Origin of the sequence: Butyrivibrio sp. DSM 10294 (assembly GCF_028539135.1) — a bacterium.
In the GTDB taxonomy this organism is placed as follows: Bacteria; Bacillota; Clostridia; order Lachnospirales; family Lachnospiraceae; genus Butyrivibrio.
Genome location: NZ_JANSWL010000081.1, coordinates 1 through 13,859, shown reverse-complemented (window position 1 = coordinate 13,859; position 13,859 = coordinate 1). Strand labels below are relative to the sequence as shown.

Here is a 13,859-nt window from a genome sequence, read left to right as displayed (position 1 = left end):
ACGATATGTGTCAGGCGTTTTTATATGAAAAAGTGTGTGTGAAAGCTGTGTAACATATGGAGAACATCCTATTATGCCGAAATAGTGGTTGCAGCGCTAACGCCGTCCTCTATTTCGCTCTTTTTCTCCAAAACAAAATTGATATAGTCAGCGGAAAAGCCGCTGAGACTAAGACCTATTGCTTCATGGCCGCTTATCTTGAACACTCTCGCAACAGATCCCACAACATCGATTCGTTTGCTGTTCTTGCTCTTATGGAACATCAACCTTACGGTGTCTCCAACCTTGTATTTGGCAAGACCGTCGGCCAAAAATGCCATGCCTCGAAGTGATACGTCATGAACAACAATGTTGTAGGGCGTAAAGCCATTTACATACGCAGTGCCGGGAATATTGACATAGTAGCGCTTGGCTCTTCTTCTGTTGTTCTCACCTGTGATTTCTTTCCCTTTGACAATGTGAAAAGCAGAACCGCCAAAATCTACCCTCTGAAGTGAGTCCACCTTAAACAGATGCTTTTCATCTGTATAATCGTCCTCATATATGAAGCTTGCGCTGCTACAGCTGTTAACAATAGTTCCGTTGCTATAAACCGGTGTAATAAGAGCTCCTCCTTCGTAGTGTATCAGCACCGTAGCTTCTGCCTTAACCATCAAACCGTTATGAATCATACTGATCATGATTTTTTTGCCTTGTTTCATATCCTGTATCTTCATACGCTCAGTATAAAAATGACCGGTGAACAGTTTGTGTTATATATGTGAAAAAATTGTGTTCTTGACGAAATACTGTATAAAAATTTCAAAAAAAGCCACGAAAACCTTTCGTATAATTTCAGTTTCCGTGGCTTTTTACGATTATATATAATTGTTATTGCGTTCTATTGGACAATCAGCCCACCTCAAGGCCCTCGATCTGAGCTGTATACAGGTGATAGTAATCGCCCTTCTTGGCCATGAGTTCCTCATGGCTTCCGCACTCTGTTATTCCGCCGTCGTTGATATACATGATCTTGTCACACTTGGTTATGGTGGAAAGTCTGTGGGCTATGATAAAGCTGGTTCTGCCTGCCAGCATGGCATCAAGTCCCTGCTGCAGCGCTTTCTCAGTCTGGACATCTATACTTGAGGTAGCTTCGTCAAGGACCAGTATAGAAGGATCTGACAAAAGCGTTCTGGCGAAGGATATAAGCTGCTTCTGGCCCTGGGACAAAAGTGCGCCCCTCTCCTTAACCTCAGTCCTGTAGCCTCCGGACATGCCCTTGATAAAGTTATGGGCGCATACGGTCTTGCTGGCACGTCTTATCTCAGCCTCTGTGGCATCCAGTTTGCCATATCTGATGTTGTCCTCAATTGTTCCCGAGAAAATGAAACTATCTTGCAACATTATACCCATTTGGGACCTAAGACTCTGCAAAGTAACCTTGGAAATGTCCTGACCGTCTATGAGGATACGACCGCTGTCTACGTTGTAGAACCTGGAAATAAGGCTTACGATGGTGCTCTTTCCGGCTCCTGTGGGACCTACCAGGGCTACACTCTCACCGGGCTTAACTGTGAAGGATACATCGTGCAGAACTTCTTTGCCCTTCTCATAGGAGAATGAAACGTGATCAAAGGTTACCTCTCCCACCATCTTCTTCATCTCAACGGCATCCGGCGCATCGTCAACAGTTACGGGCTCGTCCATTGCTTCAAAGATTCTCTCAAGATAAGCCATGTTGTTGATAAAGCCGTTGAAGATATTTCCCAGGTTCATAATGGGCTGCCAGAATCTTGCGGCGTAGCTGGAGATTGCCACGATGGTACCCAGGGTCTCGTTGCCGCCTGCAAAGATGAGAAGACCGAAGATGTAGATCGCTGCCCTTACAAGAACCGAGATAATATCTATTCCGGGCCATACCATGGTGGAGTAGCTTACGGCTGTCATCCAGGTCTTACGGCAGTTATTTGACAGAGTCCTGAAGATATCAGCATTCTCGTCTTCTCTTGCAAATATCTGAGTTATCCTTGCACCTACTATGTTCTCCTGAAGGTAAGCATTAAGGTTGGAGTTCTTGTTGGATACGGCCTGCCAGGCTCTTCTTTGCTTGTTCTTGATCCAGAACATGAATACCATAAGGAAAGGCACTCCCGCCAGAACCACAAGGCTAAGCTTCACATCCACTGCGAACATGAAAATCACGATAAATACAAGGTTGATGATCTCAAGGATGACATTAATCAGTCCGTTACTTAACATGTCCGAAACGGAATTGACGTAGTTAACCACCCTTACCAGGATCTTGCCGTGGGGTCTGTCGTCATAGTACTGGAAGGGGAGCTTCTGCAGGTGCTTAAACAGGTCCGTCCTTATCTGATAGATAATGTCCTGGCTGACATTAACCATGACTCTTGATCTGATGGTGGTAAAAAGCACACTTATAATGTAGAAAACCGATGCAAATACCACCAGTCGATACAGCATATTTACATCCTTCTGCGGAATTGCTATATCAAGAGCTCTCTGTACGATAATAGGGCTGACAAGGGCCGCAGCTCCGCCAATTGCAGACAGGATAAGTGCCAGCGCCATTTTGCCTGCTTGCTTTTTGATATATACCCATGCCCTTAGGAGGTGTCGTATGTCAAAAGGCTCTTCTAAGATTTCATCTTCTTTGTAGGTATTTCGTCTTGCCATCTTACTTCCTCCTTTCACGCACCGGCCTGGAGCTTAACAAGCTCTGCGTAGTAGCCGCCTTTTTTGATAAGTTCTTCATGGGTTCCCCGCTCTGTTATCTCGCCGTGCTGCATGATGAGGATCTGGTCCGCATCCTTGGTGGTGGATATACGCTGGGCGATGATGATCTTGGTGCAGGGGAAATCCAGGTTACGAAGGCTCTCCTGGATCTCTTTTTCCGTCTCAAGGTCCACGGCGGAGGTGGTATCGTCAAGGATAAGGATGGAAGGTCTTACGGCCAGCGCCCTTGCAAGGGATATTCTCTGCTTCTGTCCGCCGGATAAGCCAACGCCTCTCTCTCCGACTATTGTGTCATAACCCTCGGGCATCTTGGCGATAAAGTCTGAGGCAGCCGAATACTTGGCAAATCTCACTACCTGCTCTTTACTCAGCTCACTGTCACCGTAAGCGATGTTGCCGTCAATGGTATCGGAGTAAAGGAGTACGTCCTGAGTTGCGAGACCTATGTTTTTGCGAAGCTGTGTGAGCTTGAGTTTATTGACGTTAACGCCGTCCACCAGCACTTCTCCCTCAATGGGCTCATAGAACCTGGGAATCAGGTGGATCAGGGAAGTCTTGCCGCAGCCGGTCTCGCCCATGATTGCGATGGTCTGGCCGGGCTCTGCCTTAAAGGATATATGTTCAAGGACCGGGAGCTTACCGTCGGAATACATGAAGGATACATTCTTAAACTCAACTTCTCCTCTGAAGCGCTCGGGCTTGTCTACCGCATCGGGTGCGTCCTTGATCTCAGGCTCCGAGTAGTAGATCTCCATAACCTTGGCAGAAGCCGCCGAGAATCTCTGGAACTCGTTCATTACGTTACCGAGCTGTCTCATGGGGTTGGCAATGGCCCAGATAAGTCCTGAGAAAGCCACGTATTCACCCATAGATAGCTTACCGTCTATAAGGAAGAGACCGCCTACCAGAATAAGGATGACTGATAAGAGGTTAGCCAGAGTTTCTATAAAAGGATAGAATCTAAGCCACACTAATGCAGTCTTTTTGTTGGTATCCCTAAAGTCTGTGTTGCAGTCATCGAACTTTTTAATCTCATAGTCTTCTCTGGCAAAAGCCTTAACCACGCGGTTGCCGGCGATATTCTCCTGGGCAACGGTGTTCATGTAGGCCAGCTTCTCACGAAGGAGGGCGTGCATTGGTGCCACCAGGAGCTTGAATACATATATGATAAAAAAGATAAGGGGTGCCACGATAAGAAGGCTGAAGGCCAGCTGCCAGTTCATAGCTATGAAGTAGACAGCGGTTGCGGTTATAAGCGCAAAAGCCTCCACTACCATTCTGACAACCCAGGCCACCATATGCCTAACAGCGTCCAGGTCACCGGTCACTCTGGTCATTAGGTCACCGGTTCTGTAGGTGGAATAAAACTTCATATCCTGCCTCTGGATCTTGTCGTAGAGGAAGTTCCTGACCCTGAACAGAACAGTCTGGGACACCTTCTCATAGGCCATACAGTCCAGATAGACTATAGCGCACCTTAGAATTGTCAGACCTATCATAAGGAGAAGTAGCCTTATAAACTCATCCGTATGAGCCTCAAGATACTGCCTTGCACCTTCTCCTGACAGGAATCTGTCTATGATCCGGCCGGAAAAAAAGGGCACCGTTAGCTGCATCATATTGTAGATAACCGTGCCCAGGATCGCGAATACATAAAGGAGCCTTGCCCCCTCCATGTTGTCCCACAGCCACTGTAATCTGGTTCTGGGATACTTCCATTTTGAGTTCTTAGCTTTCATTTCACATCTCCCGATTTATGATTTGTGATATTGGTTTTTTGGAGCATTCTTTAATTGTAAGCTGAAAGAATTCTTAAAACCATTCAGTTTCCGACATGGGAGCTTCTCATTTTTTGCACTGGAGTCACAAAAATAACGATATACCCCAGATTTTTTAACTCGATTCAATTGATGAAGGCCTGGCAAAGCTGTAAAATTATATTAGTTGGGTTTATATGTAATCTGTTGGGGGAAAACATATGGAACTGTACTACAACATGATCGTCAACATTGGCCTTCTTGTTCTGATTGCCAATGTTCTGGTAAGAATTCCTGTAGTTACACAGATCATCTGCGAGGAGAACAAGCACACGCTCCTGGCTAAGCTTGTGCTTGGTGGGATTTTCGGAGGATTCTGTATTTTTTCAACCTGCACCGGCGCTCAGGTTCAGGGGGCTATTCCTAACACCCGCGTGCTCGGCGCCCTGGCGGGAGGTCTTTTGTGCGGCCCCACTGTGGGCATTCTGGCCGGTCTTATCGGCGCCATTCACCGATTCTTTTTTGATATCCACGGAGTTACAACCTTCGCCTGCGCACTTTCCACGTTCCTGGAGGGCGTTCTGGGAGCAGTTCTTTACCAGGTATTTCGTAAAAGAAATATCGACTTCGAGTGGAAGTATCTGGTTTTTATCACCGCTGCTGCCGAATGCATGCACATGGCAAATCTCCTTATCTTTGTGCGTCCCATCAACATTGCAGTTCCCATTGTTAAGATAATCGCCCTTCCGATGATCATCTTTAATTCCATCGGCATGGTGCTGTTTTTCTCTGTGTTTAAGGATATATATACCAGGCAGAACCTGATAGCCGCTGACAAGATGCAACTGGCCCTTAACATAGCCGACGCCTGTGTCCAGAATATCAGAAAGCATCACATCACCGACGAGGATTACAAAGAAATGGAAAAGACCATCAGCGGATTTTCAAGATGCCGTGATGTCTTTTTCCTGCCTTCAAGCCGCAAAGAGGAGCTCCGAAACTGCGGTTATGCGCTGTCTGAGGAGTTCTTAAAGGATATTGATGAAAAGTGTGTCACAGAGCTGGTCTACAGAAAAGAGCGAAGGGCCCTGCCCTTTAAGACCACACTTGTGGCCTCCGGATCTAAGGTCACAGTAGGAAGTGAAACCTGGGGTTATCTCGTGCTGGTTTTTGACAGGCGCTATTCATCCCCCGAAGCAGCCAAATGCCTGGTGCTGGCCCTTGCCAAGTTTTTTACCACCAACTACGAGGCACATCAGGTTGAATATCAGAAAAAGATGAGAGAAAGGGCTGAGTTCCGCGTTCTGCAATCCCAGATCAATCCGCATTTTCTTTTTAACTGTTTAAATACCATATCCTGCTTCTGCCGTGAAAAGCCGGCTTATGCAAGGGAGCTTCTCCAGGCTCTGTCGGTGTATTTCAGGCATAACCTGAACTCCAGCGATGCCTACATGATAGATATCGAGGCGGAGTTTGAACAGGTAGATGCGTATCTGATGCTGGAGAAGGCCCGCTTTGAGGACCGGCTTTCTATCAAAAAGAACATCGAAAGAGATCTTCATGTGCAGGTGCCCACACTTATCCTGCAGCCCATAGTTGAAAATGCCATAAAGCACGGCGCCATGAAAAGAGATATCGGAAAGGTAGAAATTGAAGCGGGAATGGATGGCCAGGAACTCTTTATCCGTATCTCAGACAATGGATATGGGATTCCGGACCAGGTTCTCAGAGCATTTAATGACAAAACCACAAAGGGCCGGTACGGACTTCTTAACGTGGACGGAAGGCTTCGCAGCATATACGGCGAAAAGCATGGTCTTCAGATAGAGACATCTGATAGCGGCACCACAGTATCCATGAGGATACCGCCAAGAGCTTTGTTGGAGGGATGATACATGACAAGAATACTTATTGCGGATGACGAGAGGCCGGCAAGAAGCGAACTTCGTTTTTTACTGGAGAAGATTTTAAAAGAAATGGGCCGAAGGGAGGTTGAGATCCTGGAGGCTTCAAATGGAGCCGCGGCTCTGGAGCTTATTGAGCAAAACTCCTTTGATGCCTGCTTTTTTGACATCGAGATGGGAGATCTGAAGGGAACGGAGCTCGCCGCCAGGATGCGGGAAAAAGAGCTGTATACCGCCGTGATCTTTGTGACCGCCTATGCAAACTATGCGGTAAATGCCTTTGAAGTGGAGGCGGTGGACTATGTCCTGAAGCCCTTTGATGAGGGTCGCATAAGAAAGTCAATTCAGAGGCTTTTAGACAGAGAAATGATTCCCTCCAAAAAGCCGGGGCCCTTTGCGCTGCCTGCCGGAGATCACATGGAGGTTGTAAATGCCGGCAACATCAGCTATATCGAGGCTATCCACAAGGGTGCCAAGGTCCATTGTCACCACAACACCTACTATTCCGGAGATCCTCTTATCGAGTGGGAAAAGAAGCTGAGTCCTGCCGGGAATCAGTTCCTTCGGATCCACAAGAGCTTTATTGTAAACCTGGATGCCTGTGAAGCCCTTGTCCCCGACTACAACAACGGCTACGCATGCAAGCTTAAGGACTGCGAAAACACTGTTATCCCAATCAGCCGAAATATGATCCATGAAGTTAAAATGCATTTCAGTACCTGATTTTCGCATTTTAATACTTCTTCATTGTTCGGTATCCCGCATAATATTATACTGATCATAGGGAAACTTTTTTCCACTAAAGTATAGGAGGGGATTCATATGATCAGCTTTATTGTATGTTTAGCAGTATTGATTGCAGGTTATTTCATCTATGGTGCTATTGTTGACAGGGTATTTGGGCCGGATGACAGAGAAACTCCGGCAGTCAGGATCAATGACGGCGTTGACTTCGTTACGATGCCCAGGTGGAAGCTGTTCCTGATCCAGCTCCTGAACATCGCAGGACTTGGACCAATTTACGGAGCTCTTGCAGGAGCTCAGTGGGGCACCTCCGTATTTCTCTGGATCACTCTTGGAACCATCCTGGCAGGTGGTGTTCATGATTTCTCTGTTGGTTTTATGAGCATGCGTCATGACGGCGCCAGTGTTTCCGAGCTGACAGGTATGTATCTTGGAAATATCATGAAGACGATCATGCGTGTATTCTCCGTAGTTCTTCTTGTTATGGTAGGTACCGTTTTTGCAGTAGGACCTGCCGGACTTATTTCACTTCTTATCGGCAACCAGGGCGGCTCAGGACTTCTTACCAACAGCACATTCTGGCTTGCACTTATTCTTATCTATTATTTCATAGCTACTTTTGTTCCGATCGACAAGATCATCGGCAAGCTCTATCCGGTATTCGGAATCTGCCTTATCGTCATGGCGATTGGAGTTGGAATCGGTATCTTCACACATGGTTACAGGATTCCTGAGATCCAGCTTTCAAACCTTCATCCGTCAAATACACCTATCTGGCCCATGATGTTCGTATCTGTTGCCTGCGGTGCTATTTCAGGCTTCCATGCAACACAGTCTCCTCTTATGGCACGCTGCTGTAAGTCGGAAAAAGAAAGCCACATGGTCTTCTACGGCGCTATGGTATGTGAAGGCATCATCGCTCTTATCTGGGCAGCAGCAGGCAGCGCAGTTTATGAAAAGACCGGCGGCCTTACATCAGGTCTTACAGATATGCTTGCAAACGGACAGGCTGCATGTGTATATGATATCTGCACAAAGACAATGGGCGGCTTTGGTATTGTTCTTGCAATGCTGGGCGTTATAGCCTGCCCTATCACATCAGGCGACACAGCTTTTCGTTCCGCAAGGCTTGTGGTTGCAGACTGGTTCAAGGTTGATCAGAAGCCCTATTTAAAGAGACTTTACCTCTGCGTTCCGCTTCTTCTTGCAGGCGCGTTTATCAGTCAGCTTAACTACGGCATCGTTTGGAGATACTTTAGCTGGTCTAACCAGACCCTGGCTATGATAGCTCTCTGGACAGCATCAATGTATCTGTTCAAGAATGGCCGCTTATACATAATCACAGTAATTCCGGCAACCTTCATGTCAGCAGTATCGGTAACCTATTTCTTCTGTGCACCTGAGTGCCTGCATCTGTCAGTGCTGATCGCATACCCTGTGGGAATAGTTGCAGCCATCGTATTCCTTGTGCTCTTTATACTGGCAACCAGAAGGACTTCAGTGACTGAGAAAAAAAAAGATGATGGCCACCACCACAAACTCCATACTGCGTGAAAAAAAGCATTAAAAAAATACTATTTCTGTTGACAAAATTCGAGGGGCTTTGCTATAATAATTTTTGCGACTGATTTAAAAAAGTCCAAGCTGTTGTAGCACAGTCGGTAGTGCGTCGCATTGGTAGTGCGGAGGTCACGAGTTCGATTCTCGTCAGCAGCTTAGCCGTAACCCTTTTGGGTTGCGGCTTTTTTGTTGTGGTGAAGAGGACGGAAAAAGAGCGGGGAATGGGGGATTACAGCGGAGGCATATGAACGCATGCTTAATAGAATATTTCATATGCATATTTGTCATTGATCCCACTGAAATAACTTCGGATATACAGATTAACATCTCAGATTTTTTCGTTTTAATATGCACTTTTACTGTAAAATAGCCATTCCTAGCTCAATATTGATTCTAAAAGGCATATTAACAAAAGGAATAATTGCATTTTCATATGATTATCAGGATAATGATTCCTTATAGGCACAGATAACACGCGGATTACAAATAAATAGCAGCAGGAGTGTATGAATTAGCTTTTGTAACACTTCAGAATAGGCATTTTTCTTCTAGGAGTGCTTTGATATCCAAATTTCGTCAATTATTGACTCCAACAGGCACTCGAGGTGAAAGTCAGTATAAATCTGAGTGTTCGCCCACAACTTGCCTTACACTCATATACAGGTTTTATGTTGTTCCGCGTGTTTTTGTTGTGTACAAAGAAATTCCGCCAGATTGTTCCAAGATTCTGAGCCCGAGGTACTGAAAACAGCCACCGCGTAAGCGGCTTGCCCTTGATAGCGCAAAGAATAATTGCTACAATGCTGTCTTCGACGGAGAAAAAATAGATTGTTCCTGAGTTCCTCGCCGTCGGTGGGGACGACGCAGCAATTATTCTTTGTGCTGTCAAGGGTGTGCGTACGGATTCCTTAACATAAATTACCACTATATAATTTTATGTCTCACATAATTTCAGCGGTTTTGAATCTACCGGGTATCTCAACTACATATTTATTCGCTTTGTTCATAACTCTTCATTTTTACAATCTATAGTGCTGTATAAAAAATGGACTCCGGAATCTAGTACATCGTTCGCAAAATAACTGGCCTAATTCGAATTATAAGAGTATTTTCGGTAAAATGTATCGGAAGACCAAAGTGTGAAAAGCGCTCCAGGACTTCTTCCAGCTTCTCCTTTCCCCAATAGCCCTGATGCTGATGGGACTGGATACCTATGGCGCTTATAGGAACCCCCGCGTTAAGGCAACCATCTATCAGAATCTCGTAGTTTGTTGAAGTGTTGAAGTCATTGAGCAGCAGAACTGCATCAGGGTTGTCTGCATGGGCCCTGTCAAAGACTTCTTTTATCAGTCCTACCCTGCCCTTTTCCTTGCAGATCATGGTTATGGCATTATCGTACTTGGCAAATATTCATTTATTTGTATTGGTGTTTGTTTTCGTCGCTTAGTTCGTTCTGGAGCATGGTGAAGAATTCGGAGTATCTGAGGGTTGTGCCGCCTTCGTAGCGGACTGCTCTGGCTTATAGGGAGAGGGGGATTTCTTTGCCCTCCCAGGATATGGGTTCTTCATTATGGCTTAGGATTTCTGTGCATAGGGTTCTTGCGTAGTTTTCGTCTGATGAACCTGTCAGGATCACGAATTCATCTCCGCCGATGCGGAATACCACATCGTCAGTTCCTGCTGCCTGCTCATGCGTCTTCGGATTATGTAATCCCTGATACTGATGTTGTTAATGTACCTGAAAAGCTTTTCAATAGTGGACTTCGAGCAGTGCAAATGATCAGCAATGGTCTCTGTTTTGATGGGCTCAGTGAGGTTGTCTTCGATGTATTCCAAAGCCTCAATAAGGAGCTGAATATTTTCCATGCCCTTAGTCCTTTCTACTACGATATCGTGATTCTATTATACGAATGCATATGAAACTATTCTTGATAAAATGAGTAATGTTTTACATCATATTTTCCTGTTTCTGCTGATACTTTAAAAGGTCCTCGGTCATATCCTTAGCGGTCTTAAGATCCAGCCACCAGATGATCAGATTCACCAATATGAAAATGATAACTATGCTCACTGACACGCCAATTGCTGCAACGATCAGTTCGGAGGTGATCTCTCTTCCGCCAAACATGAATGCCAGCATAAGGACTATGAGAAGCAGCATCCTTACTATGTTGCGTATAAACTCCTGCTTTACCGATAATTCTTTTTTATCTCTGATGAGCAGCGTGGGGATTGTTCCGATAAGTCCATAGATAAGTGGGTACAAAAATACTTCATAGCCAAAGACCTGGGTTGGCGCAAGTATCTTGCCCAGAATAAGCATTGCCACATTTATCAGTGTCACCGATATGAAAAAACTGTTTAAAATATCTCTGATACGTTCCTTCATGTTAATCACCTCGCTGCCGGTTATCCCCGGAGCCTTTCCTTGATCTCAAAAACATATTTCCTGGAAATTATCACATTCTCATTGTTCTTAAGCTGACATAAGAACCTGCCGTTCAGTGCCGGTTTTATGGATGATATCTTCATCAGATTCACCACCACTGACTTCGAGATCCTGGCAAAACTTCTGTCGGATAAGAGCTCTTCGAATTCATATAGGCGCTTACGGGATTCATAACAGTTTTTTCCAAGATAAATAAAGGTCTTATCATCCACAGCCTCGATGTAATAGATCTCAGAAAGGGGTATCTGATACTGCTTTTCCTCTCTTGTGGCTTCAATACTTCCCTGGTGGAGCTTAACAAAACGGATGATCTCTTCTACTTTTGAATCGCGCTTATGGCACCCGATCTCTATATATTCAGTTTGGTCGTTCTGGATCTCTTTTACCTTAATTTCCATTAAATAATCAGTAACTCTCTTCTACAGAGAATTCTCCTTCACCTTTCAGATAACAGTCATAGAACCTTAAGATAATGCTGTTCATGGTATCAATACATCCTCCCGGATCTACGTCGCCGGTGCCGAGCATATTTGCCAGGGCGGGGGATATAAGCGGAAGATCAGTAAAATTCATATGTCCCGCGTTCTTAAAATAGGTTTCATATCCGCAGGTTGCATTCTGAAGAACGACATTGTTGGCATAAGCATAGGAATTTCTAACTGCATCGACTTCTTGTCTATGGTGCTCCTCGTTGGCTATGGCAAGAAGGGGTGTTTCATAGGGTTCTTCATTGATCTGAACAACGCCATCCTCTACGCCGGTCTCTTCACCCAGCATAGTTCCGTCGATATCTATTACCGCTGAGATGTCTGCTCTTCTTCCCACTGTTACTGCAGTCGCTCCGCCCATGGAATGTCCCATCAATCCTATTTTATCAAAATCAGTGGCCTTTAGAACAGATACGAGAATGTCCTTGCCCTTATCGTCATAAAACCATGCTGCGGAAAGCGTATCGTCACTGCCGGCCTTTTTAAGTTCATCTACTACAAAATTCATATCAGCAATGCGAAGCTGCATCCACTCAGAAGTAATGTCATAGATCTCGGCTTCAGGAACGTCGCTGCCGCCTACTGACAGAGCGGTCTGGAAAAACTCGGAATCAACAGTGACTGTTTTACCAGAAGAGTCTTTTGTGAAAAAAGAATGATATGGGTGATCTAAGCTGACCACTACATAGCCGTGGCTTGCAAGCTCCATATAGGTTGAGGTGTTGCTCTGATAATAGCCAAAGGCACCGTGGCTGAAGATTACAAGAGGCAGGGTGTCCTCAGAGAAATCGTCTATGTTCTCAGGAAAATAAAAATGTACGGGAACTTCACGTTTTGAACCATCCTGCTCGAAGGTTTCAAGCCTGCTGTCATCGATCAGGATTGCTGATGTTTCTGCAAGTGCATAGTCTCCCGTTGTTTCTCTGCCGTTATAATCTGTTATGACATATGTGCGGAACAGTACCGCGCCAAGGATAATAACTCCTATTATGCAAAATATAACTAACTTAGTGTTTTTCTTTTGAATTGTCATCTTATTTACCGCCTTTCTGATGAGACTATATCGCCGATAGAGTCTGTATTCAATGCTTAGGTGGGTAAGATGCACAAATTGGCGGCAAGATGCAAGTATCAGATTCTTTCGTCTGTTACGATATGCTCTACGCCGCTATGTTCATTCTGAAGATAATCCTTCATGAAGGTGGGAAATGCTTTGTACTTATCGAGTTCAGCGATGGGGAGCCAGTACATGTTTTCCTTAACGCCCTGGGTGTAGCTGTCGCTGTGAAGCTCTCTGGTTCCTCTTGACTTCATCAAGAAGTAAAAGGCTATTTCGTGGCAGTCAAGGCCCTTTAAGCCGCCCTGATTATCAGCAAAAAAGTTCTCGTGGATCACGGCGAGGCGGTCAATCTCATAAGGAACGCCGGTTTCCTCGAGAACTTCTCTTTTGACGGCAGCTTCGGCAGTTTCGCCCATGTGAACGGCGCCGCCAATGGAGTAGTAGTAATCATCAATCTCATTTCCGGCAAAAAGTACATATCCATCCTCAACGATTATCGCTGCCGCACGATATCTGAACCACTTATTTTCATTAGTAAATCCGCAATTGTATTCCATATCTGTAATTCCTCCCTGAATGTAGTTTGTTGGTTTACCGGGGGTATTGGTTTCCCGAGGGTGTTGGTTTCCCTGGGGTTATTGGTTTCCCGGACGCACTTGGAAAGCGCAGAGATACCCTGCAGCAGAGGCATAGAAATATTCGCCCCTCGATCGCTATGATTCATGGTTCTCCCAAAAGAACCCAAATAATCTACAGCTCTAAACTCCGTCCGGATAGTTCTGACATAATTTCCCGGGTGGTTATGGCCGGGCGTCAAACAACGAGCCGTGGACAGATTCTTTAGGTCCTTTTGAGAGAACTCATGAATCTATGCGCTCCTTCACAGGCGAATATTTCTATGCCTCTGCTGCAGGCTATCTCTTCGCTTTCCAAGTGCTGTGTACTGAAGATTCCTTCAATGCAGAACAACATCTGTTTTACTCCAAATTGTTTTTCACATAAAACAGATATAGATATTAAATTCTTTAGGTTAGAATCGCTGTAAGGTCAAACGAAAAAGCAGCTTGAATTATAACAATAACTGCCCTTTCGTTTGATCTTATTGCGATTTAACCTAATTGAACAAAGTAAGCGTCCGTGGAGCCTATACATATGGGT

12 protein-coding genes and 1 tRNA gene are annotated in these 13,859 nt (G+C 45.3%); 4 read left to right on the top strand and 9 right to left on the bottom strand.

Going from position 1 to position 13,859, the window contains the following annotated elements; translation table 11 throughout:
* Positions 1-71: 71 nt before the first annotated feature.
* The 3 genes from NXH67_RS12390 to NXH67_RS12380 form a co-directional block, all read right to left on the bottom strand.
* Positions 72-680, bottom strand: a complete 609-nt coding sequence (locus NXH67_RS12390) for a PilZ domain-containing protein (protein ID WP_272797560.1) — start codon at positions 678-680, stop codon at positions 72-74.
* Between the two features lie 211 nt (positions 681-891).
* Positions 892-2,679 carry an ABC transporter ATP-binding protein gene (locus NXH67_RS12385; protein ID WP_022779620.1) on the bottom strand — a complete coding sequence of 596 codons (1,788 nt, stop codon included), beginning with the start codon at positions 2,677-2,679 and terminating at the stop codon, positions 892-894.
* A 14-nt stretch (positions 2,680-2,693) separates the two neighbouring features.
* Positions 2,694-4,478: an ABC transporter ATP-binding protein gene (locus NXH67_RS12380; RefSeq protein ID WP_272797559.1), complete on the bottom strand. Its 1,785-nt coding sequence runs from the start codon at positions 4,476-4,478 to the stop codon at positions 2,694-2,696.
* A 239-nt stretch (positions 4,479-4,717) separates the two neighbouring features.
* Here NXH67_RS12380 and NXH67_RS12375 point away from each other — a divergent pair, with 239 nt between their 5' ends.
* The 4 genes from NXH67_RS12375 to NXH67_RS12360 all read left to right on the top strand — a co-directional run bounded on the left by NXH67_RS12375 (position 4,718) and on the right by NXH67_RS12360 (position 8,860).
* A complete protein-coding gene (locus NXH67_RS12375) occupies positions 4,718-6,388 on the top strand; it encodes a LytS/YhcK type 5TM receptor domain-containing protein (protein ID WP_022779618.1) in 1,671 nt (556 codons plus the stop codon).
* A 3-nt stretch (positions 6,389-6,391) separates the two neighbouring features.
* Positions 6,392-7,123 (top strand): LytR/AlgR family response regulator transcription factor, encoded by a 732-nt coding sequence (locus NXH67_RS12370; protein ID WP_022779617.1) that lies wholly within the window; start codon positions 6,392-6,394, stop codon positions 7,121-7,123.
* A gap of 99 nt (positions 7,124-7,222) precedes the next feature.
* Positions 7,223-8,698 carry a carbon starvation CstA family protein gene (locus tag NXH67_RS12365; protein WP_272797558.1) on the top strand — a complete coding sequence of 492 codons (1,476 nt, stop codon included), beginning with the start codon at positions 7,223-7,225 and terminating at the stop codon, positions 8,696-8,698.
* An 89-nt stretch (positions 8,699-8,787) separates the two neighbouring features.
* Positions 8,788-8,860, top strand: a tRNA-Thr gene (locus NXH67_RS12360).
* 903 nt (positions 8,861-9,763) lie between these two features.
* Here NXH67_RS12360 and NXH67_RS12355 read toward each other — a convergent pair.
* The 6 genes from NXH67_RS12355 to NXH67_RS12330 all read right to left on the bottom strand — a co-directional run bounded on the left by NXH67_RS12355 (position 9,764) and on the right by NXH67_RS12330 (position 13,258).
* Complete coding sequence (locus NXH67_RS12355) at positions 9,764-10,084, bottom strand: endo-1,4-beta-xylanase (protein ID WP_330676693.1); 321 nt, start codon at positions 10,082-10,084, stop codon at positions 9,764-9,766.
* A gap of 252 nt (positions 10,085-10,336) precedes the next feature.
* Positions 10,337-10,570 carry an AraC family transcriptional regulator gene (locus NXH67_RS12350; RefSeq protein WP_272797557.1) on the bottom strand — a complete coding sequence of 78 codons (234 nt, stop codon included), beginning with the start codon at positions 10,568-10,570 and terminating at the stop codon, positions 10,337-10,339.
* Positions 10,571-10,652: 82 nt separating this feature from the next.
* Positions 10,653-11,093 (bottom strand): hypothetical protein, encoded by a 441-nt coding sequence (locus NXH67_RS12345; RefSeq protein WP_272797556.1) that lies wholly within the window; start codon positions 11,091-11,093, stop codon positions 10,653-10,655.
* Between the two features lie 20 nt (positions 11,094-11,113).
* Complete coding sequence (locus NXH67_RS12340; RefSeq protein WP_272797555.1) at positions 11,114-11,551, bottom strand: LytTR family DNA-binding domain-containing protein; 438 nt, start codon at positions 11,549-11,551, stop codon at positions 11,114-11,116.
* Positions 11,552-11,558: 7 nt separating this feature from the next.
* A complete protein-coding gene (locus NXH67_RS12335; RefSeq protein WP_272797554.1) occupies positions 11,559-12,674 on the bottom strand; it encodes an alpha/beta hydrolase family protein in 1,116 nt (371 codons plus the stop codon).
* Positions 12,675-12,772: 98 nt separating this feature from the next.
* Positions 12,773-13,258, bottom strand: coding sequence for an NUDIX hydrolase (locus NXH67_RS12330; RefSeq protein ID WP_022779610.1), 486 nt, complete (start codon positions 13,256-13,258; stop codon positions 12,773-12,775).
* Positions 13,259-13,859 lie beyond the last annotated feature (601 nt).